Source organism: Methanobacterium alkalithermotolerans, from assembly GCF_018141185.1.
GTDB classification, from domain to species: Archaea; Methanobacteriota; Methanobacteria; order Methanobacteriales; family Methanobacteriaceae; genus Methanobacterium_F; species Methanobacterium_F alkalithermotolerans.
Window position 1 is genome coordinate 608,629 of the sequence record NZ_CP058560.1, and the last position, 22,760, is coordinate 631,388.

Sequence of the window (22,760 nt, forward strand, 5' to 3'; positions counted from 1 at the left end):
TGAACTAAATAACAAGATTTAATAGTTTCTAGTCAAAGAAATTCATTTCTTTAAGGTATTTTATGAACATTATCAGATATTCATCACTTATAAGAGGCCAGTGGTATCCTAAACGGTATAATACCTGGAGGGTGTAGTAATTGACCACAGTTACCAGAGCCCTTCCCTTGCCTTTACCCATACCCATGGCAGTTACCAGTCCTGAAATGGCATCCTGTTTGGTTTCATCTTCCCTGGCCAGTGCAAAGGCCTGGTTAAATTCATCTTCTTCTGCCCCGGTAATGTCAAAACCCAGGGTATTCATTATCGCTATGATGTCTGCGATGTATATTTGGTGATTATTGTAAACATGAAACAGGGTACAGTCCCGGGGAGTTTGTCCTAATAGGAGTATGGCCCGGGATGCCAGATCAATAGGGGTGAGTTCCACTCTTCCACCCATTACTGAGTAGGGTATTTTTCCTATGGCCGCATAGGCCCGCAGGCGATTAATGAAGCTGTTGGTTTCAAAATTTATCTGGAATTCACTATCAGATTGACGGGCCATAAGATTACCTGCCCGTACAATCTTACAATGTAATCCTTCACTTACCGCCTCCAGCACCACTCTTTCTGCTTTGAATTTACTGCTGAGGTATTTATTGTCCAGGGATTGACCCACATACAGGGTTTTCTCATCAAATTCAGTATCATGGGGAGGTACATTATTCACACTCTCCCCGGCCACACTGGTGGTGGATACCTGGATGAATTTACATTCCTTTTTTTTACAAAAATCAATGCCATTTACCACTCCCCCAATATTTATATCTTCAATCTGGGTTCCTGGTGCAAAATGTTTTACATTGGCTGCGCAGTTAATAACCGTGTCAACCGGCAGTCCCCTTGATTTTTCAAAATCAGCCCGGCTGGTTATATCCCCCTCAATGATATGAATCCGTGTTCCAAATAGTTCCTCATAGCTATCACTGAAGTAGTAGAATAAGAGGGTTTTCAGACGCTCTTCAGGAGTGGTGTGCCTTCCCTTTCTAAGCATACAGTAAATAGAACCATTATAGTTTTCAAGGAATTCCTTTAAAACATGTATACCTAAAAATCCTGTGGCCCCGGTTAATAATACATTGCCTAAATTTTCTTTTTCACCTTTTATCAGGTTATCAAGGGTATTTTTTTCCAGTATCTGATTAAGGGTAAGGTAGGAGTAGGACTCCTGTTCTTTTACGGAATTTTCCGCCTCAGTTATTACCTGGGCTAATTCTCGAGGAGTAGGATGGGCAAATACATCCCCATACTTTATTTCATAACCCTGATTCAATGCTTCAATAGTTATCTTTGTAACCAGAAGAGAGGTACCTCCCAGTTCAAAGAAATCATCAGTGGCCCCTATCTTATCCATGCCCAGTATCTGGCTAAAGGCCTCTGCAAAGAATTTTTCCACATCATTTTCTGGTGGAACATATATTCTTTCCTTTAAAACCGGTTCAGGTAGTGATTTTAAATCAGTTTTGCCATTAGGGGTTTGGGGCAACTTATCCATCTGCATGAATACCGTGGGTACCATGTACTTGGTTAGACGTTGGGCTAATTCCTCTTTTAAATCATCCACATCCACCGGCTTACTGGCAGTGAAGTAGGCGCATAAATGATCCTGGGATTGTACTTTTTTAAGAACCACTGCCACCGATTTAATATCTTCATAATCCGTGATAGCACTTTCAATTTCACCGATTTCAATCCGCAAGCCCCTCAACTTTATTTGATTATCCAGGCGCCCATAGATTTTATATTCTCCATTTTTTTCCCTGCTGGCAAAGTCACCAGTTTTATAATAGGGAATACCATTTCTGGTGATGAATTGCTCTTTATTTAGTTCTTCCCGGTTGAGATAACCCCGGGCTACTCCCATACCCCCCACATATAACTCTCCAATAACACCTGCAGGTAGAGGATTACCATCCCGGTCCATTACCTCTTCGGTGACATTAAGCAGAGGTTTCCCCACAGTTATATTATCCATATCCTGAATTAATTTAGTATTACAGGATATGGTGGTTTCAGTAGGACCATATACATTGTATATATCAGCGGAAGTCCATTCTATTAGTTTTTTATGTAAAAGGGGAGGATATTTTTCCCCGGCCACACTTAAAATCTTACACCGGGATAGGGCCTCACCCATGCCCTCCACTTCCAGATATTGCAGCATGCGAGAGGGTGTTGCACTAAAAGCATCAGCACCAGTTTTTTCAAATAATTTAACCAGTTCAAGGGGATTTTTAGATGCTTCCTCACCGGCAAATACCAGGCAACGACCATTCATCAGGGTTACCAGGGTCTCATGTAAAAATACATCAAAGGATACCGTGGAAATGGATAACATCTTACGGGCCTTATGTATAAAGCCATGAACATAGCAATTTTCTGGATCAGGAGATAAATAATTGGTGATATTAGCATGGGTTAACATCACCCCTTTGGGTTTTCCGGTAGACCCGGAAGTATAAATCAAATAACATAGATTTTCAGGGGATACTTCCACCCCCGGGTTTTTTTCATTTTCTTCCCTTAATAATTCATCTACAGACAAAGTTCCTGGTGTGCCATCGGTGCTTATTACATAACGAGCATTACTATCCTCCCGGACATGATTTATCCTATCATGAGGATATTCCGGATCAACTGGAATAAAGGCGCATCCAGCTTTAACAATACCCAGCATGGTGGCAATTAAACGACTATCACGGGGTAAAATGAACATAACCCTGTCTTCAGATTTTACTCCCCTCTTAATCAGGGCATTAGCAATACGATTAGCCTTCCTATTCAATTTATCATAGGTTAAATCATCATCTTCAGCCATTAAGGCGATTTTATCCCTGCTTTTTTCCACCTGTTTTTCAAATAATTTATGCACCAGAGGTTCTACTACCGGTTTTACCTGGAAGGAAACGGCCTCTTCTTCCACTATGGAAATGTTTTTTAGTAGTTCCCCTGAGTTTTGCATTAATTTAGCTAGCACATGCTCCAGACTGTGGATAAAGGTATCCATTAAATCCCGGGAGTAGAGGGCATCATTGTACTGGGTTAATAAATGGAACCGGGTCCCGGTATCAATAATATTAACGCTTAATTTAAATTTCAGAGCCTCGTATTCCAGGCTCTCCCTTTCCAGAGTATGGCCATTGATGGTGATATCCTCAATGATTTTCCCGTGATAGGCATATAAAAACTCCGGGAACAGATTAAATTTATCAGAAATCCTGGTGAAGGGATAAACCTCGTATTTGAGTACATCCAACCAGATATCCTCCACATAATCCATAAATTCAGATACACTAAGGTCACTATCAATATTCAAGGCCAGTGGTAGGGTTCTAACCATCATGGCTAAGGTATTCTGAAAGTCAGGGTTACTTCTACCATTGGAAATAGTGGAAATAAGAATATCCTGATTATAAACAAATTTACTCAGGGTAAATACGGTGGCAGCTAAAAATAAATTATTGGGGGTGATGGAGTTAGAGCGGCAGAAATTTTCCACCTGTTTTTTATCCACTGATACCGCGGTTTCTCCTAAATGGCCCTCCTTTTCTTTGCCTTTTAAATCCGGAGATATAAAAGTGGAATTTTCAAAAGAACTAACCTTGCCCTCAAAGTAGTTCCGGGCCTGGGAATAAAGAGGAGATTTTTCCATATCCTGTTCTTCCAGACTCCAATCATAGCCATCGTAGGTTTCTTCTTCTGCTTCTTCCTGGTCATATATGGTTCCCAGTTCTCTGAAAAAAAGGTTAAGGGCGGTTCCATCCACCAGGATATGGTGGAAGTCAGATAAGAGAACTATTTCTCCAGTGGTACTATAAATCTTAAAACGCAGTAAGGGTCCTTCAAATAAAGAGAAGGGTTTAATAAAATTATTTATAACGGTCTCATCCACCACTCCCTTTTCTAAGGGGATTGATATCTGCAAATCATCCCGTCGTTCCTGACAGATCTCCCCATCTCTCATAACCAGACGGGTTTTAAGGTAAGGATGCCTGGATATGACCTCCTTCAGAGCATTTTTTAGTTTCAGGGGATCAATATCCGGAAAACGTATTAATTTAGGCAGGTTATAGGTTAATTTTTCCGGATTTTTAACACAATCAAAGTAAATTCCCAGCTGGTTCGGGGTTAAAGGATAGAAATCCTGATGAGGGTATTGTTTCTCATCCACAAAAACAGAGGATGAAACCTCCTGGGCAATTTCCCGTATATTACGGGCTCTCATCAAACTGGTGAGGTTGACCTTAACCCCAAATTTATGGGAAATCTTACCCAGTAACTTCAAAACAGATAAAGAAGTAAGACCTAACTGGAAAAGATCAGTTAAAACTCCAAATTCTTTTGTTTCTAAAATTTCAGAACATATGTGGAATATATCTTCTTCCAGTTTAGTTTCTGGAGGTATAACATCATCAAGAGCATAGTCCTGTATTTCAGGTTCAGGGAAGTTTTTAATATCTGCCTTTCCATTGAAAGTCATGGGAAAAGAATCCATTTTTATGAAATAGGAGGGTACCATGTAAGAGGGTAACCTATCCCACAGCATGTTCTTTAATGCCGCAATATCCACCTCTTTTTTCGGGGTGAAATAGGCACATAAATGTTCGCTGCCCCTCACCTTTTTAACTATCACAAAAACAGTTTGAACACCATCAAAATCATTAATGGCATTTTCTATTTCTCCCAATTCGATCCTTAGTCCTCTTAGTTTGATTTGGGTATCCATTCGTCCCAGAACATATAACTCTCCAGTGCTATCCCTTCGGGCTAAGTCACCGGTGTTATAATAACGTAGTCCCTGGTAATGGATGAAACGTTCCTGGGTGAGTTCTTCATTTTTCCAGTAACCCCGGGCCACACCGGCACCGGCTACATAGAGCTCCCCGGTGACATGGTAAGGTACCGGATTGCCGTCCATATCCATTATCTTATCAGTTACATTGAGTAAGGGTTCACCTGCTGAAATATCATCACTCTCCAGGAGTTTTCCATGGGAAGCAATGGTGATCTCCGTGGGTCCATAGGAATTATAGATTTCCGCCCGGGTGTAGCGGGACATAAGGGAGTATAGTTGAGGAGGGAAAGTTTCACCCCCTACAATTATTATCCTGCAGCGAGGCATTATCTTCTGGATTTCTTCCATTTCCAGGTATTGCAGTAAACGGGTGGGTGTGGAGCCAAAGGCATCGGCATTTGTTTTATGGAATAATTTTGCCAGTTCCAGGGGATTTATGGATTGTTCTTCATTGGCAAAAACCACCGGCATCCCATTGGTAAGGGTGGCGAATATTTCCCGTAAAAATACTATAAAGGACACCGTAGATATGGATATCATTTTTCGGGCCCTGTTTATCAGGGCATGGATGGGGAGGTTCTGGGGATGGGGTGCCACATAATTGGTGATACCACCATGGGTTAGCATCACCCCCTTGGGTTTACCGGTAGACCCGGAGGTATAAATAATATAACAGAGACTATCAGGGTTCAGTTCCGGATCAGGATTATCAGTATTATCTTCCCTTAAAAGTTCATCCACATCCAGAGCTCCAGAGAGATCCTTATTGGTTATAATATACTTAGCATCACTGTCTTCCAGGAGCTCTTTAATCCTATCTGAGGGATATTGTGGGTCCACCGGGATAAAGGCACAGCCTGCTTTAATAATACCCAGCATGGTGACAATAAGGCGACTATCCCGGGGCAGGATGAACATCACCCGGTCTTCAACTTCCACCCCTCTTTTTAAAAGAGCCTGGGCAATACGATTAGCCTTTTTGTTTAGCTCATCATAGGTAAATTCCCCATCTTCTGCAGTTAAAGCAATTTCATCTCTGCTTTTTTCAACCTGTTTTTCAAAAAGCCGATTTAATAGTTGTTCTTCCACTGGATTTATATGGAATTCTTCACCCTGCACTCCTCCTAAAAGGGGGATATCACAGACATTATGTCCTGGATTTTCAGCCATATGGATAGCCAGAGATTCTACACCCCTAATAAAAGTATCCATTAGCTCATCAGAATACGATCCCACATTATAAAATATATTTAATTCATATTCATCAGTTGATTCTAAAATATGAAGGAATATTCGGGAGGTTCCAGGTTCCAGGTTAATTTCTGGATTTTCAAACCCATTACAGTAAATAAAATCCGGTAAAACATAGTTCTTACTGGAAATCCGGGTAAAGGGATAAAAATCATGAGTAATTAATTCCTCATAAGAATTCTCTATCCGTTTTAAATAATCTCTGGTGGTGGTATGAGTATCCAGCATCAATCCCAGGGGTAATTCCTGACCCGGGAACTGGTTATTGGATATAAGGGATATGAGGATATTTTTATTAAAAACAAACTTGGCCAGGGCCAGAAAGGTGGCTGCTAAAAAAATATTATCGGCACTGTGTTCCGGTCCATAAATAGTTAAATCTGATTTAGGGATTCTAATTTGCCTTTTTTTCTCTTCGCCCTCTATTTTATTTACATCAGGAGCAAGGGAGGTGGGTCCATCACTACATTGCATCATTTTTTTGAAATAATCTGCAGCCTGATAGAAGGGGCTGATTTTTATAGGGAACTCATTTCCAGTTTTATCCGGGTTAAAAGCAATATCCTGTAATAGTTTTTCTAAATCATCCAGCAGGGAGGATATATGTTCATGGGTGAAGCAATCTGTATTATATTCAATTTCAAGAAGTTGTAAGCCATCTTTATCTGATAAAGAGGGATTAACCCTGATATGAAATGGAAATTCGCTTTTGGAATTATGGAACAGGTACTCCACATTAGAATCAGTGGAGTTAGATACCACTGAATACATGGATAACATGGCCGGATCAATACCCTTTTTTTGCAAGGTAGGGCCATAGCGATTAAAAGATAATTTTCCATGGGTTAGTCCCTGTTTTAGAATGGATTTGGTGTATAAGAGAGTATTTTTAAATGATCTATCACCATCATACTCTATTCGCAGGGGCATCATATTCACAAACATGCCCAGCATATCTTTTAGTTGTTTTCCCAGATCCCGTCCATGGTAAACACTGTTCCAGACCATATCCTCCTGGTAGGTGCTTCGGGCAAAATAAACAGATAGGGTGGCTAAGGCCAGCACAAAAGGAGATATTCTCTCCCCTTCAACCAGGGATAAATCCTTCAATTTTCTACTTAATTCCGGTTTTAAATAAAGGTACTGGTGTTGGATACTCAAATCAGGTGAGGAATACCAGTCCAGGTAGTATCCATCCAGGTTGGATAACCAGAATTCTTCATCATCTTTGGCTTTTTTGCTGGATAAGTATTCCTTTTCTTTTTTAACATATTCGTGATAATCACAGAGGGGTTCCGGACAGTATTCTCCTCTTTTTAAAGAAGCCACACATTCTTCCAGTTTCCGGGCGAAGATACTTACTGATGTTCCATCCATGATGAGGTGATGTGTACGGCCAATTAAGAGAATTTCAGACTGACTTTTAAGTAAAATAAACTTATAGAGGGGTTTATCAAATATCTCTGGAAAAATTTCCCTGGTAAAAGAACCTATAAAATCATCAATTTCTGCCGGGGATTTATTAGAATAATCAACATAATGATAGGAAGCAGTTTTAGGAGCATAGTATTGCCTGAAGTTCATAGCTTCATCTTTTTTAATCTGTATTAACAGGTTACCTCCAATAAGAATGTCCAGGGCTTTTTTTACATATTCCTCGTCTTCTAAAAAGAAGCTGGATTTAAAAGAAATAACATAAGCCTCATTACCAGGGTTATTAATCTCGGTGATTATGGTCCTCTTCTGGGCATTGGATAAATCGAAGAAATTCATAATCAAACACCCCTATACCTGCTTTCGTTTCTTATGATCGTCCCATAATGCGGATTAGATACTTCTATATTTTCTAAAGTTTGTAAAACCGGTTTCTTAATCTTAGTTTTTGAACATACTCCTAACATGTATTCACCCCCAACCACAGTCCAGCATCCCAATTTACAATCAGAAAAAAAGCCATTGGATCCCCTATCTTTAAGATCCCTCACCCTTATTTCATCATCTATTTCAATAGCAAATTCATCCAGGGCCAGGTGGAATCCCAGGCCTGTCATTTTCATATAACTTTCTTTTAAAACCCATAACTCAAAAAAAGCTTCTTTGTTATTTCTTTTTAAAATATATTCGTACTCACTCCCTGAAAAATAATGTTTTGCCACATCATCATCCATCCCCTGTATATGTTCTATATCCACCCCTACCGGTGAATCAGATACAGCGCACACCACATAGTCCATGGAGTGTGAAATATTAAAATGAATATGAGGATAATTACTTAAAAATGGTTTTCCGTGTTTTTCCACAGAAAAAAGAGGATCATGTATTCCTATCTTACTTAAAGCATGTTTTAGAAGGATTTCCGCCCCTAAAGATAATTTCTTATCATTTAGCTTTAGATATTTATCGGACTTTGTTACTCTATCCGGAGAGACTAATCCCCGGGCATGGTCCACATCCAGCCGGGAGACATCCATATAATATAAAAACATGATTTTCACGGTCAACGCCATTAATGATTATAGGCAAGGTTATTCTTAAAGATATTTGATAATCCAGAGGATACTGGTTTATTATCTCCCGGTAATGGCAACTCTTTCAGCAGGAATATTTATCTATAAACCACTCTATTAATTCTCCAGAGATACTGATAGAAGAAGGTCTCTTTTGGATTTCACTGGCTCTAAACCAGCGTGCATCTTCTATCTCCTTACCATCCACTTTAATTTCTCCCTCATGGTATTCCGCCGTAAAGCCCACCATCAGGGAGTTAGGGTAAGGCCAGGGCTGACTACCGAAATATTTAATATTTTTAATCTTCAAGCCCACTTCTTCGGATATTTCCCTTTGTACTGCTTCTTCCAGAGTTTCCCCTGCTTCTACAAATCCAGCCACCAGACCATATCTATTGGTTATACCGTAGGTGTGACGGGCCATGAGTAATTTATCTTCCTTTACAATAGCAGTTATTATTGCCGGTGATAAGCGAGGATAGTTGAAATGTCCACAATCCGGGCAAATTTTAGCCATCTCCCCCTCCATGGTCCGGGTTGATGATCCACATTTTCCACAAAACTGATGGTTTTTATCCCAGTTAATAATCTGAATAGCTCTACCAGCCAATAGATAAATATCGTATTCCAGGATAGAATAAAGTTCTTTTAAATCAATAAAGGACAAGCTGGATAGTTCAAAGGATGATTCTATTTCCACCACAAAGCAGGGGCTTCCTCTAAGCTGACCCATATATATCTGGCGAAGGGCTTCAGCAGGTAATTGATTCAAATTTTTTAAAAAAGGAATGTCATTATTATGGCGGTTAATAAGCAGTTTGTTATGGTAGAAAATAAAATAGTAGGATCCAGAGTCTGTTTTTTGATCCAGAAGAGTTGATGGTTGATAATCATGGTAGATACTCTTTTTTGGCATGGGATTACTATATTTTTGAATAATAAAAAGTTAGCATTTTTTTTATACACCCCAGTTATTAAATCTATTAAGATTATCCTTATTTTATGCATATGCCCTCTATAATTCCATAATATTATTTAATAATTTATATTTAAAACTATTCATTTTATTTTTAATATTAATATTTATATATTAAATATTTAAAATTATATTTTACATTACATAGTTAATGTTATTTATTAAAAGGAGGAGTGATGTGACAGCAGATATTAAAAAAACATCACGCACCATTGAACTGGTGCTGGGTATTGTTGGCGGAATATTTGGATTGTTAGGAGGTATTTTTGCAGTTATTTTTGGGAGTCTGGCCTCTGCAGACATTGTAATCCTGGGAATTAGTGCCATTCTAGCCTCCATAGCTGGAATTGTAGCAGCAGTCTATGTGACTAAAAATCCTAAGGCAGGCGGAATAATCCTAATAATAAGTGCTATCTGGTTATTAATCAGTATATCCCTATTTGGATTATTAGGATCAATTTTAATTGGTATTGGTGGAATTTTAGCTATTTTAAGGAAATAAAGAGGTGAAAATATGAAAAATAAAGGAATCATTACCTTAACCCTTCTTCTGGTAGTGGGAGTGGTGCTCTTTAGTGGCTGCACCGATAGTGGCAGTTCAACTGAAGCTGGTGCTGAATCCCGGTCCAATTTGAAGGTTAGTGATGTAGAAGTTGTATCAGAAGGATACGGAATGTACAAAATAAAAGCTACCATTATGCCCGAGAAAGATTACAGTTACCTGGAAATGGTTTTAATATGGTATGATGATAGTGGTGCCGTTATTGATAAAAATCCCCTGGCATGGAATATTAACGATGTAAAATCCGGTCAAGCTTTGAAAATAACAGGGACAGGTATATTAACCGGAGATGAAGCACCAGCCAAAGTAGATATACTGATATTTGATAGTGTTTTTTCAGGAGGGGGTGAATCAGGAGCCATATACAAGTCGAGTGTAACACTTTAAAATATTTTATATCCCATTTTATTTTTATTTTTAATTAAAAGTAAAATGCAATTTTACGGAATTAATAGATTATTTTAAAAAAAAATTAGTGGAGATTTAAGATTTTTTAACCAGTATTTTATCAATATGGTGACCATCCATATCTACAATTTCAAATTCAATGCCACTCCACTGAAATTTTTCTCCAGTAGTAGGTACTTTACCAATATAACTCATGATAAACCCACCTACGGTATTATAGTTACCTTGATATTCGTCGGGAAGCTTTTCAATATCCAATATTTCTTTAAATTCTTCTGCAGATAAATATCCATCAACCAGCCAGGATCCATCATCTCTAAGGGTAGCTTTTGGTTCATCAGGTTCATCTACAGAAGGTATATCACCTACTAACACCTCTAAAATATCATTTAGAGTGATTAGCCCTTCAATGCTCCCATATTCATCTACTACCATGGCCATATGAACATAATTACGATTATTTTTAAATAAAGTCAAAACATCCATAATAGGTAATGTTTCCGGTATAATCAAAGGATTTTTTAAGTTAGGTTCAATATTAACTGATTCTCCCTGAAGAATAGAGCCTAAAATATCTTTTGTTTGAATAACACCCAAAAAATTATTTAGTTCATCTTTTCCCACAGGAAAAATAGATCTTTCACTATTAATAATCTGTTTTTTAATTTCTTCAGAGGGATCATCCAGATCCAACCAGATTATTTCAGTTTTAGGGGTCATTAAGGTACCGATTCTTTGTTGATCTAATCTGAAAACACGTTTTATGATATCTTCTTCTTCTTTTTCTACAGTTCCTGCTTCCAGGCCCTCCTCAATTAGTAACTTGATCTCATCTTCAGTAACCGCGCTATCAATATCTTTTTTAGAGCCAATTAAAAGCAATAAAAAGTCTGTTGAAAAACTTAAAACCGAAACAAGAGGGCTGGTTACCTTAGATAATATCTGCATGGGCCGGGCTATTTTTACTGAAATTTTCTCCGGGTTGTTAAGGGCTATCCTTTTAGGCACCAGTTCCCCAATAATCAAAGACAAGTAAGTAATCATTAACACCACAATTACTATACTTAATGATTGACTATAATCTGCAATTAAATTAAATCCACTCAAATAAGTAGCTAAATAAACAGAAAGTGTGGCACCACCAAAAGCACCTGCTAAAATGCCTATAAGTGTTATTCCAATTTGTACTGCAGATAAAAATTCATTAGGAGATTCTGATAGTTTAAGAGCAATATCAGCGCCCTTATTCCCTTTTTTACTCATTTTTTGTAATTTGATTTTTCGAGAAGAAACGATTGCTATTTCAGCCATAGCCAGGGATCCATTTAAAAGAATGAGTAGTAATATAATAAATAATTCCAAAAAAATATTGTTCATGTCGTTATCCTCAATTTTTTAATAAATATTCTATTAAACTATGATGCTTCATTTATTTAAACTTTAAATATTTCATTTAAATTCTAAAATTAGCCTAAATCAAATAAATAATTACTAAAAATGATTAGTTTTTCAAGTAGTTATTCATTATTAATTCAGTGAATATTAATCATCCCGGGATTATCACCTGTAATACACTTTCCCCCTTTTTTAGTTACAATAAATGTATTTTCTATTCCCACCATCCCTAAATCTTTTATTGCTTTTTTAGGTTCCAGGGCTAAGACCATTCCCTCCTGGAGTGGCTCAAGAAACCCCGGGGCAATAACTGGTAACTCATCTATGATTAAGCCAATACCATGCCCTAAAAACTTCACCTGGTTATCCCCATAGCCCATGAAATTTTCTAAAAATGCTGGCTCTAAATCATCCATAATTTGTTGATAAATCTCAGCAGGTATGGCCCCTGGTTTTAAGAGACTTGCCAATTTATTTTGTATATGCACACACCTTTCATGGTCTTCCCGGGCACTTTGAGGTAGGGAACCTTTAAACAGGTAGGTCATGGTTTTATCAGTATGATAGCCCTGCACTCCACATCCTACATCCACAAATACCACTTCCCCCTCTTTTAGTTTTCTATTTGAAGCAAAAAGGGGTACTGCCGGAGATCCGTAGTTACCTCCGGGACTATTTAGATAAGAGGGATAAATGGAACTATCTCCAAAGCAAATCTGACCCAGCACCATCTGGGTGTCAAACATACCAAAACGGGTGACACCATGGTGTCCCTCCTGGATCATCAACTGGTAAATACTGGCTGTAAGCTGGGATTCTGTAATTCCTGTTTTTAATAAGGAAGGAACCATCTCTTCCAGGACCCTCCCCTGAATTTTACCTGCCTTTTTCATTAAATCCAGTTCATATTTGCTTTTCAGGGACCTCAATTTATTTATAACCGGATCCAGAGATTTAAATCTCTGAACAGGAAAATGTTTACGAAATCTGTGATATTGTCCCAAGGGAAGGTTATCGGTTTCCAGAAAAACTTCTTCTGGAAAATGAGATATAGTAACGGCTATGTTACGAAAACTGTCCATGGAATTTATATGGGGAAATAAAGATTCTTCTAAAGCTCTTTTATAGCTTCTTCTCACCCAGAGGGCAGGTTCTTCTTCCCGGGGGATGAGAAGCACCCCATCCTGCATGGTACCGGTAAAATAATACATGTTGATATTGGTAAAAATAGCAGCTATTTCCCAGTCAGGGTGGGAATTATCCATTTGATGTTTGAAACCATCCATTCGTTTTTTGAGTTCATCTGCAGGAACTTTTTTCATAATATAACCTGTTACGTTATCAGAATTTCTTAAGCATACTCCGTTTAAACTCAATTAAAATATATGCATATGACATAAAACTTCTATTGAAGCTCAATGACTATAGATGCATGTTATATTTTAATTGAAAATCTATGAATATAGATATATAATCTTATCTAACCCTGCAAATTATCCACAAAAATCCAGAAATTGTTTTTTAAATAAGGCTTGTTAGAAAAAAATATTTTATTGAAATATAAATAATTATACTGGTTATAATGAAGGAATTTAATTTCCCGGTGGGTTATCATGATTTTCACCCGGTAAAAATAATTGATTTCCAGTTAAATCGGTGGTATTCCTGGGGTTACACCAATTATGAAGATACTTTAGGTGTTTCATCCCGAATTAAAAGCTTAGAAGATTGGAAACCAGAAATGATTCACTTAGCAGAAAGAGCCCTTTCTGAAAATAGATATATGAATGGAGCATTTTATTACCGGGCTAGTGAATTCTTCACTCTACCTGATGATCCTGATAAAGAATATTTGTATGATAAATTTATAGAACTGTTTAATAAGGTGTTTTTAGATGATGAAGCAATTCAAAGATTCACAGTCCCTTATGAAAATACATTTTTACCTGTAATTCGTATTCTCTCTCAAGAAGCAGAAAATAAAGGAACTCTTATAATACATGGTGGTTTTGATTCGTTTATAGAAGAATTTTATTCCATGGGAACCTATTTTTCTCGTTCAGGATATGATGTGATACTTTTTGAAGGCCCAGGGCAGGGTGCGGCACTAAAAAAGTATGGTTTGGCCTTAAATCATGAATGGGAAAAACCTGCTAAAGCCATACTGGACTATTTTCAACTAAATGAGGTAACATGGTTAGGCATATCCATGGGGGGTTGGCTCTGCTTCCGGGCCGCTGCATTTGAACCACGTATAAAAAAGGTTATTGCCTCCAGTGTAGCATTCGATTATATGCAAATTCCAAACCATTTAATACAGGCCGTGGCCCGATTTTTATTAAAATTTCCAAAAATCCTTAATTATTTCTCTAATTTGCAGATGAAAGGAGATTATCAGGAAAGATGGGGAGTTAATAATTTGATGTACATCACCAAGAAAAATACTCCTTATGATGCTTCTCAAGTAATATTGAAGTTTAATGAAAAAAATTTAAATTCAGAATCAGTTAAACAAGATGTTTTAATACTTAGTGGAGATGAAGATCATTTTATACCCTTAAAGATGCATTATAAACAGGTTAAAGCATTGAAAAATGCAAATTCCGTTACAGAACGTATATTTACTAGAAAAGAACAGGCACAGAATCATTGTCAGGTAGGAAATATGGGTCTGGCACTGGAAATAATACATAAATGGATAGAAAATAATCCAATGGATTAATAATACAATATTTATGAAACTAGTCACATAGTTCTATGTAGTATTATGACATCTGAAGAAAAAAATAAAAAGATACCCATCTACTCAGTTAAAAAAGGGCAAATAGAACTTGTAGAAAAAATAATAAAAACAGACCAGGAATGGAAAGCTATTTTAAGTCCTGAAGAATTTGATGTAGCTCGAAAAAAAGGAACAGAACTGGCATTTACCGGTAAATATCATGATCATCATGGTGATGGAATTTATAAGTGTGTTTGCTGTGGAACCGACCTGTTTGATTCTCAGACCAAGTTTGATTCCGGTACCGGATGGCCCAGTTTCTGGAAAGCAGTGGCCCCTGAAAATATAAAAACACAGTCTGATCGTAGTTTAATGATGGTTAGAACCGAAGCCTTATGTGCCCGCTGTGATGCTCATCTGGGGCATGTTTTTGATGATGGACCCGCTCCTACTGGGCTGAGGTACTGTATGAATTCGGCGGCCTTAAAATTCCTTCCCCGGGAAGTAATATAACTAAACTAAGGATTTAGTTTCAATGCTTAAAACTAAAAATGCTTATCTGCAGAAATTAACCGCCCATATGAAGATGCGTTCGGTGAAGGTGGGTCCAGAGATGGAAGGTAGTACTCCTCCTTCCGTATTTATTGGTAGCTGGAATTATCCCCAGGTATATGCCGGTCCCATGATGGTTCCTCAGCAGGGTGATACTTATATTATGGATTCACCGGAGTCCTGGATTCCAGGAGAAAAAACCCAGGAGGATATAATTGGGTACCGCTTATCCCTGGTGCGGGGAAAGCAGCGCATCGGTGTGGGAGATATTGATAATTCATTTGTTGAAAAATTGCAGGATATTTCCCTGGCATCTAGTTCTATTGATAGTGAAGCTACTTTTAATAAACGTCCCCGTGGATTATCTTTTAGTGAAGAAACCACACCACACGGTCCCAGTGCCATTTTAGAGAGTTTTGATATAGATAGTGTTAAATGGGATCGGGAGCTGGAGAAAGTATTCTATGATACGGATCTTAAATCCAGACAAGCCCTTCATGATTTACATCAAAAGGGAGTGCCCTTTTCCAGCATGCAAAAAGCCTTCTCAGTAGGAGCCATGGGTACTACAAAAAGAAGAAAACTGGTACCCACCCGCTGGTCTATTACTGCCTGTGATAGTACCCTGGCTGATGATCTACTTAAGAAGGTTAGAAACTATGATATACTGGATGTGCATCGAGTTTATGAGTTTTCCAGTTTGAATAATTATTATGCTATCATTTTAATCCCCACTGAATGGCAGTATGAATGGATGGAAGCATTTATAAGAGTTTTAGGTAAAGAAGAACTCATATTTTCAGATTATGAGAATAATGGAGGCAAGAAAGAGTATTCCCGGGTGGGCGGTTGTTATTATACCTGTAAAATGGGAGTACTGGATGCCCTGGATAAAGAAAAAAAACAAGCCGGGGCCCTGGTTCTTAGAGAGGCTTATGATGGTTACATTCCCCTGGGTGTGTTTAATGTGAGGGAGAATGTAAAAAATGCCATGCAGAATCAGTATAAAGAATTTGAAGACCTGAAAACTTCATTAAAATATGTGGGTTCCCACTTAAAAATATCTCTAAGCAGGTTTATTAAACAAAGTGACTTGATCCAGGAATTATTGAGATCAAGGCAAAGTACCCTGGATGCTTACTTTAAAAAGGAAAATTAAAAGATTTAATATTATTTTTTTAAAAGCACTGCTAGAGTCAGGAGAGATTAAATTTGAATTTAACTTTTAAAAGACCTCACCCCGAAACCATGGATGCTATGATTAGTGCCCTTAAAGATAAAAAACTATATCCTGGTACTCATCCCCGGTTAATTGATGCTCAGGATAAAATAAAGGTTTTTACTGGCCATAAATACGCCAGAGTAGTTAATAGTGGTAATTCAGCCATAATGGTTGCTATGAATTCCTTAGAAGATCCTTTCCTGATTCCAGATCAGGGGGCCTGGTCTGGTTTTTTAAAACTGGCTGGTTTTCTAAAAAAAGATGTAATAGAATTAAAAACTCATAAGGGATATTTATCCGTGGATTTAATGGAAGAATCATTAAGTAAGATTAATGCAAAACCCGGAGCGTTATTCATTACCAGTTTTGCAGCTTACACTGCCGAACAGCCCCTTAAAGAGTTATTTGATTTCTGCCAAAGCAATGAAATTAAACTGGTGGAAGATGCATCCGGCGGGATAGGAGACCCTGAAGCGAGACTGGGGAATGGTGAAAATGCCCACGTAATTGTAGCTTCTACTGGTTCGCCGAAAATGGTTAATGTAGGTAGTGGAGGTTTTATTAGTACCAGCAAGCAAGATATACTGGATAAATCCAGTATATTATTGAGGACTCTTAGAGGGAGTCCTGTAACCGGGGCAGGTATAGCCCGGGAAATAGATTTCTCCAGGGAAAACCTAAAAGAAGCAAGCAGTGCAGTTGATTATATAAAAAAAAGGATTGGAAATGTGTTACATCCGGATAAGAGGGGAATAAATGTGATTATTCCCTGCCAGAACCCCCCTGAAACTGCCCGGGCATTAAGAAAATTCTTAAATGCAGAAGGAAAAAGTATAATCACCACCTGTCCTCTTTATGATCGTGTGCTGGATAAAGCCATTTGTGTGGAAATTAAGAATCTGGCCCTGGAATCTTTAAATGAAGATAATCTACAGGAAATGGTGGAAATTTTATTAGAAATGATTTAAATTATATATAATCGTATTATTTATCAATAATTAAAAGAGTGGTCTTTTCCAGGATTAAGGAGATTAATCCTCCGGCTGATTTAATTTCAAGATCAGATAAGCCATAAATTTGTTTTAAAGTGTTTTCCTCAGGGATTAAAACGTCATCATCCCTTTTAAAAAACTCTTCCATTTTTTTTATTATTGAATCATCACAGCCCACCACTACAGCACATATCTCCATAGAGCCTTCTTTTAATCCCAGTATATTTATTGCTTTTGATATTTGTCTTTGAGCCGATGTTCTAAGGCATATTTCCATTCCCAAATTATGGGCAATGTTATATCCTTCTTGAAATGCATTTAAAGCATGGAGAGTGGCATGTAAGGCATGTTTTTTTCCGGCCACCGCCGGGGCATTCATAAGCTGGATGGTGCAATCACCAGAAATTTCATCAATCCAGGATAAGGTGCTTCCCACATTATCAATATGGGCTCTAAATCCCATTATCTGGATTTTTTCTAATCCTTTCATAAAATCTCCCCTGGTAAAAAAGCTGTTAAAATATGATTAATGGGTGGGTAAAAAATGATTAATATAATCATTTTTCATCAGGGATCTTTTTAAGGGAGCCATCCTTTATTTTATCACCTAATAATCGATTAACCCCACTTAAAAATGCTTCCACACTGGCCATAATAATATCGGGTTGGGTACTGCGGGCAGAGACCACTTCATCCTCGTAGCGTAGTTTAACCACTACATCAATTAAAGCATCGGTACCTCCGGTGATAGCATCCACGTGATATTCCTCCAGGGTTACATCTGCAAAGTCTGATATACTCTTTTTGATGGCTACAATAGCAGCATCCACCGGCCCTATACCAACTCCAGCTTCTAATATTTCATTATTATCTATTTTTAGTTTAACTGACGCGGTGGGAATTACTTTATTTCCAGATACAATGGTCACCTCTTCCAGGTCCACCATTTTCTCCTCCATTATTCCTAAAACATCCTCACTTATGGCCTGTAAATCAACATCAGTAACGCATTTACCCATATCTCCCAGTGATTTCACCCGGTTGAATATCTGGATTAGCTGGTTCTCATCCACCTTTAATCCTAATTCCTGGAGTCGTTTTTTTAGTAAGCTGGTCCCTATGTGTTTTCCCATGACAAATCTACGCTGGTGACCAACCAGTTCAGGAGTAATAGGTTCATAGGTCTCTGCTTTTTTTATCACTCCATCGGCATGTATACCTGATTCATGGGCAAATGCATTTTCCCCTACGATGGCCTTGTTAGGCTGCAGGTAAACTCCCGTCATCCTGGCCACCATTCGAGAAGTCTCATATAACATCTGAATATTCACATTAGTTTTGATATCATATAAAGAGTACAGTGATACAATTATTTCTTCTAAAGCAGCATTGCCTGCTCTTTCACCAATTCCATTTATAGTGGCATGTACTTCTGTGGCACCGGCTTTTAGCCCTGAGAGAGAATTAGCAACCGCCAGTCCAAAATCATTATGGCAGTGCACACTTAAAGGTGCCTTTAATTTACTTAATTCTCCATAAAATTCGAATGATTTATCCGGGGTTAGCATGCCCACGGTGTCACAGGCACATATCCTTTTGGCTCCGGCCTGGATACCCTGACGGAATACTTCTTTTAAAAACTCCATGTCACTTCTGGTGGAGTCCTCGGCGGATAATTCCACCAGAAGCCCATGATCCACTGCATATTCAGTGCAGTCCACCGCCTGTTGTAAAACTTCTTCCCTGCTTTTTCGTAGTTTGTGTTCTAAATGTAAATCAGAAGTGGGTACCACCAGATGCACACTGTCCACCCCACATTCTAAGGCCGCATCCACATCAATTTTTACTGCCCGGGCAAAACTGCAGATTTCAGTAGAAAGGCCTTCGCTGGTTATTTTTTTTATACCTTCCCTTTCCCCAGTGGAGGTAATAGCAGATCCTGCTTCAATAATGTCCACTCCCAATGCATCTAATCTTAATGCTATTCTTAATTTCTCATCAGGAGTTAAAGAAACTCCAGGAGTCTGTTCTCCGTCTCTTAATGTGGTATCTAAAACTCTGATTTCCAATTTAAATCCCCTGTTAATTTTTTTTTTAGAATCCTAATAATTTGATTTACTGCATATGCATGTAGATAATACTAAATAATGAATTTAAAAATTTATATGATATATTGGTGCTCAAAGCATATATAAAAATTGAAGATATAACTCATGGACAGTGGCTATAATCTATTCTTTTACCAGGACAGAAATGACACGAGTTAAACTTTTATGCATTCTAATCTCATGCCGATCCACTAATTTGAAGGGAGTGTCATTTAATAGGTCATTTAAATCCACATAGTGTGGGGTAGCTATACATATTCGGCCATCTTCTTTAAGGTTATCACTTACAGATTCTAAAAACTCCTTATAGATTTTTCCACTATCTTCACCGGCTGTAGAAGCAGATATACCATAAGGAGGATCAGTTACCACTGCTTTTACTTTTTCATCCAATTTCAAATATCTGGCATCAGATTTTAAAACCTTGAAATCTTTTATATGGTAGTATTTCAGATTTTCTTTTGTGCCCTGCACCATTTTCTCGTCGATATCAGTTCCTACAACACAGGCCCCAATAATGCCCGCCTCAATTAATATCCCTCCAGTTCCACAAAAAGGATCCAAAAGTAAATCTCCAGGAATTATTTGGGATAAGTTAACCATGCAACGGGCCAATTTAGGACTCATGGATCCCGGGTAGAAAAATGGTCTTTTATGAGGTTTAAGATCAAAAAAGTGTTTTTTATCAATCTTTACTTTCCTGACTCCAATAAGGGCTAAGGAATTGGTTATAAGAACCCTGATAAAGGTGGAGGGTTTTTCAAGTTTTACCTTACTTTTATCCCCTACCATCTTCTTTACAATATTTCCCAGTTCTTTTTCCATTTCCTGGCAATCAATATCTTTGGTGCATCCTATTTGTTTGACTCTGATTGCAAAATCAGGTCCCAGAATATCCTTCCATTTAATTTTAGAAAAGATTTGTGGAATTTTATGAGGATTTGATTCTGTAATAAACTGGGAAATCTCATGGGCATATCCCATTCTTTTACCCAGGAGGAGAGAAATATCTTCCAGAGTTTTAAGTTTAATTATTCCCTGTTCTACTATTTCCAGATGATAATCAATTTTTTCAGCATTAAGAACCGCCTCCAGTTCAGCCAGGGGTAAGGTCTCATTTTCACGGGATAATATTAAAAAGAGTTCCATAACCGGGACATCCTCCTATATAGCAATTGAGGGAGTACAGAAAACAATACACCTCTTTTTATCATTTCTTTAACCAGAAGGGATTGGGAATCCATATCACCATAAGAAGATATCAAATCTTCAGCACCCTTTTCTTTTAATTTCAGGAACATATTATCTAATTCCTGATTTTTAAGTTCCTGGAAAGTTTTTTGTACCTCCAGCTGGTTTTTAAGCTCTTTTAAGAATTTATTCTTATAACTGGTTTCATAATTCTTTAATAGTTGAGGATCATCATTTTCCAGGGATTCTATGACAGCTTCTGCCGCAAATTTAGCACATTCAAATCCAATTAAAAGTCCTCCCCCGGTGGTTGGCTTTACCTGAGAAGCAGCATCTCCTATAATAATAGCCCGGTTTTCCACAATTTTTTTATTCAAGTCAAATAAGGGTATTTTTCCATGATACTTATTTATGACTTTAGCTTTCTGAAATTTATCATTAGAATTAATGAAATTATTTAATATGTTATTCAATTTTTTATAATCATGGTGCCCGAAAAGTCCCAGGCGGGATATAGAGGTGGATAAGGGAATGGACCATATAAATCCCGGGGAAATTTGTTCATCCACATAAACATCCACGAAATCTGTTTCCAGAGTATTGTTTTTCATTTTAATAAGAAACTGGGCCGCATTTACAGAATTACGGGAGTTATTTATAGCAGTAGAAACTACCGAAGAATGGCCTCCACATCCGGCAACTATTTTTGATTGGAGTACCTTTCCACTTTTATTAGCCATTTTAACTTTGCAAGAAGAGGTATCCACATCTGAAACTTTATGCTGGAGTAGAATCTCAGCCCCGGCATCCTGGGCTTTTTGGGAAAGATAATTATCATATCCCACCCGATCAATTACATAAGCTTGTGTTTCCTTTTTAGAAACCTTTAGAATATGATCAGAAGGGGAATGGAGATAAGCCCCCCTCACCTTATTAATTATGAATTCATCAGGCAGGTCATTTATTTTAGTGATTTTTGCACCTAATAGTCCTGCGCATTGAAGGGGAAGTCCTATATTCTTTTTCTTTTCCAGAACCCCTACTTTATAACCCTCTTCTGCCATGTAGTTAGCAAAGGTAGATCCTACCGGCCCGGCCCCAACTACCAATACATCATAATCTACCATATTATCTCCTGAAATCTGTTTCAAATTTAAAATTATATTCTAATTAGCAAGATAAAAAAACCTTTCTAAATAAGGTTAAAAAAATTATATCCAAAAAGAGGTGCATTATCCCATTTAAATAGTCTTAGAATCTATTAACCACTATCCTATAAAAAATTATCTTTTAAATTTCCGGGCATGATTTTCCATTATTGGTTTTTTACCCCTGCGAGGGGGATTTTGAGTGTAAATTTCTCCATTTGTCTCCCCTTCTATCTCTTTTTGGATTTCTCTGGCCATTTGAGTATAGGATAAATTTTGGTCTATCATCCGGTTAATTTTATCTTCTAAATGGTAGGGTTGAGGAATATTTTCCAGAATAATACTGGTATTTTCATGACCACTGAATATTTCGATATCTCCTGAAGAGAAAATCCTCTCCAGTAAATTTTGATAAATTACCACATCCTGGACTTTGTTATAGCGGATATATGATCTCTTTTTATTTAGCATGCCTTTTTGAATGATTATTCTCTGATTGGTAAGTATATATTCCGTGAATTTCCAGGATATTAAGTCCCAAACTGCCCATAATATTAAAAAGAAAATTATAAGCAGAATAGCAATACTTACCCCCTGTACCAGAGGTATCTGAACAAATTCAATTAGATAACTCTGAATAGTAACTGTAAAGGAAATTATGGAGTTGAATGAATAAAAAAGTAGGCCAATGAATAGTATTTTAATAATAGCCGATTTGCTGTGAATGAAAATACGGGGCCTGGTTCTTAATATGACTTTTTCCCCATCGGGATATGAATTTCTATTTGTTCCGAACATTTTATCATAAATAACTATCATTATCACCTTAAATATTTTTTATGGGTAAATTTCCAAAAGAATTAGTTTAATTTATTTTAAAAGACACCCA

16 protein-coding genes are annotated in these 22,760 nt (G+C 37.5%); 6 read left to right on the top strand and 10 right to left on the bottom strand.

The genetic code is table 11. From position 1 onward, the window contains the following. Positions 1-28 precede the first annotated feature (28 nt). The 3 genes from HYG87_RS02850 to nudC form a co-directional block, all read right to left on the bottom strand. Complete coding sequence (locus tag HYG87_RS02850; protein WP_211533732.1) at positions 29-7,861, bottom strand: non-ribosomal peptide synthetase; 7,833 nt, start codon at positions 7,859-7,861, stop codon at positions 29-31. A 2-nt stretch (positions 7,862-7,863) separates the two neighbouring features. Continuing rightward, entirely contained in the window at positions 7,864-8,574 is a 711-nt protein-coding gene (locus HYG87_RS02855; protein ID WP_249164913.1) for a 4'-phosphopantetheinyl transferase family protein, read from the bottom strand. A 106-nt stretch (positions 8,575-8,680) separates the two neighbouring features. After that, a complete protein-coding gene (gene nudC / locus HYG87_RS02860) occupies positions 8,681-9,511 on the bottom strand; it encodes an NAD(+) diphosphatase (RefSeq protein WP_211533734.1) in 831 nt (276 codons plus the stop codon). Positions 9,512-9,749: 238 nt separating this feature from the next. Between nudC and HYG87_RS02865 the strand changes: the two genes are divergently transcribed. Both HYG87_RS02865 and HYG87_RS02870 read left to right on the top strand, forming a co-directional pair. Then, entirely contained in the window at positions 9,750-10,073 is a 324-nt protein-coding gene (locus HYG87_RS02865) for a DUF4064 domain-containing protein (RefSeq protein WP_249164877.1), read from the top strand. 12 nt (positions 10,074-10,085) lie between these two features. Then, a complete protein-coding gene (locus HYG87_RS02870) occupies positions 10,086-10,520 on the top strand; it encodes a hypothetical protein (protein WP_211533736.1) in 435 nt (144 codons plus the stop codon). A gap of 96 nt (positions 10,521-10,616) precedes the next feature. On the opposite strand, the gene HYG87_RS02875 is transcribed toward HYG87_RS02870, so the two are convergent. After that, positions 10,617-11,918, bottom strand: coding sequence for a hemolysin family protein (locus HYG87_RS02875; protein ID WP_211533737.1), 1,302 nt, complete (start codon positions 11,916-11,918; stop codon positions 10,617-10,619). A 155-nt stretch (positions 11,919-12,073) separates the two neighbouring features. Next, on the bottom strand, positions 12,074-13,258 hold the full coding sequence (locus HYG87_RS02880; RefSeq protein ID WP_211533738.1) for a M24 family metallopeptidase: 1,185 nt from the start codon (positions 13,256-13,258) through the stop codon (positions 12,074-12,076). Positions 13,259-13,518: 260 nt separating this feature from the next. Between HYG87_RS02880 and HYG87_RS02885 the strand changes: the two genes are divergently transcribed. Genes HYG87_RS02885 through HYG87_RS02900 form a run of 4 tightly spaced genes read left to right on the top strand, consistent with a single transcriptional unit; the run spans position 13,519 to position 17,400 of the window. Next, positions 13,519-14,658: an alpha/beta fold hydrolase gene (locus tag HYG87_RS02885; protein WP_211533739.1), complete on the top strand. Its 1,140-nt coding sequence runs from the start codon at positions 13,519-13,521 to the stop codon at positions 14,656-14,658. A gap of 45 nt (positions 14,659-14,703) precedes the next feature. Beyond that, positions 14,704-15,171 carry a peptide-methionine (R)-S-oxide reductase MsrB gene (msrB, locus tag HYG87_RS02890; protein ID WP_211533740.1) on the top strand — a complete coding sequence of 156 codons (468 nt, stop codon included), beginning with the start codon at positions 14,704-14,706 and terminating at the stop codon, positions 15,169-15,171. A gap of 22 nt (positions 15,172-15,193) precedes the next feature. Continuing rightward, positions 15,194-16,369, top strand: a complete 1,176-nt coding sequence (locus tag HYG87_RS02895; RefSeq protein WP_211533741.1) for an Nre family DNA repair protein — start codon at positions 15,194-15,196, stop codon at positions 16,367-16,369. A gap of 53 nt (positions 16,370-16,422) precedes the next feature. Beyond that, positions 16,423-17,400: a PLP-dependent aminotransferase family protein gene (locus HYG87_RS02900; RefSeq protein WP_211533742.1), complete on the top strand. Its 978-nt coding sequence runs from the start codon at positions 16,423-16,425 to the stop codon at positions 17,398-17,400. A gap of 16 nt (positions 17,401-17,416) precedes the next feature. On the opposite strand, the gene cgi121 is transcribed toward HYG87_RS02900, so the two are convergent. The 5 genes from cgi121 to HYG87_RS02925 form a co-directional block, all read right to left on the bottom strand. Beyond that, positions 17,417-17,914 carry a KEOPS complex subunit Cgi121 gene (gene cgi121 / locus HYG87_RS02905; protein WP_211533743.1) on the bottom strand — a complete coding sequence of 166 codons (498 nt, stop codon included), beginning with the start codon at positions 17,912-17,914 and terminating at the stop codon, positions 17,417-17,419. A 67-nt stretch (positions 17,915-17,981) separates the two neighbouring features. Beyond that, the gene (locus HYG87_RS02910; RefSeq protein WP_211533744.1) at positions 17,982-19,493 is read right to left on the bottom strand and encodes a (R)-citramalate synthase; all 1,512 of its coding nucleotides are present in this window, start codon (positions 19,491-19,493) and stop codon (positions 17,982-17,984) included. 162 nt (positions 19,494-19,655) lie between these two features. Then, a complete protein-coding gene (locus HYG87_RS02915; RefSeq protein WP_211533745.1) occupies positions 19,656-20,681 on the bottom strand; it encodes a TIGR01177 family methyltransferase in 1,026 nt (341 codons plus the stop codon). Then, positions 20,666-21,850 (bottom strand): geranylgeranyl reductase family protein, encoded by a 1,185-nt coding sequence (locus HYG87_RS02920; RefSeq protein WP_211533746.1) that lies wholly within the window; start codon positions 21,848-21,850, stop codon positions 20,666-20,668. The genes HYG87_RS02915 and HYG87_RS02920 overlap by 16 nt, the downstream gene beginning before the upstream one ends. A 156-nt stretch (positions 21,851-22,006) precedes the next feature. Next, a complete protein-coding gene (locus HYG87_RS02925; RefSeq protein WP_211533747.1) occupies positions 22,007-22,690 on the bottom strand; it encodes a PH domain-containing protein in 684 nt (227 codons plus the stop codon). Positions 22,691-22,760 lie beyond the last annotated feature (70 nt).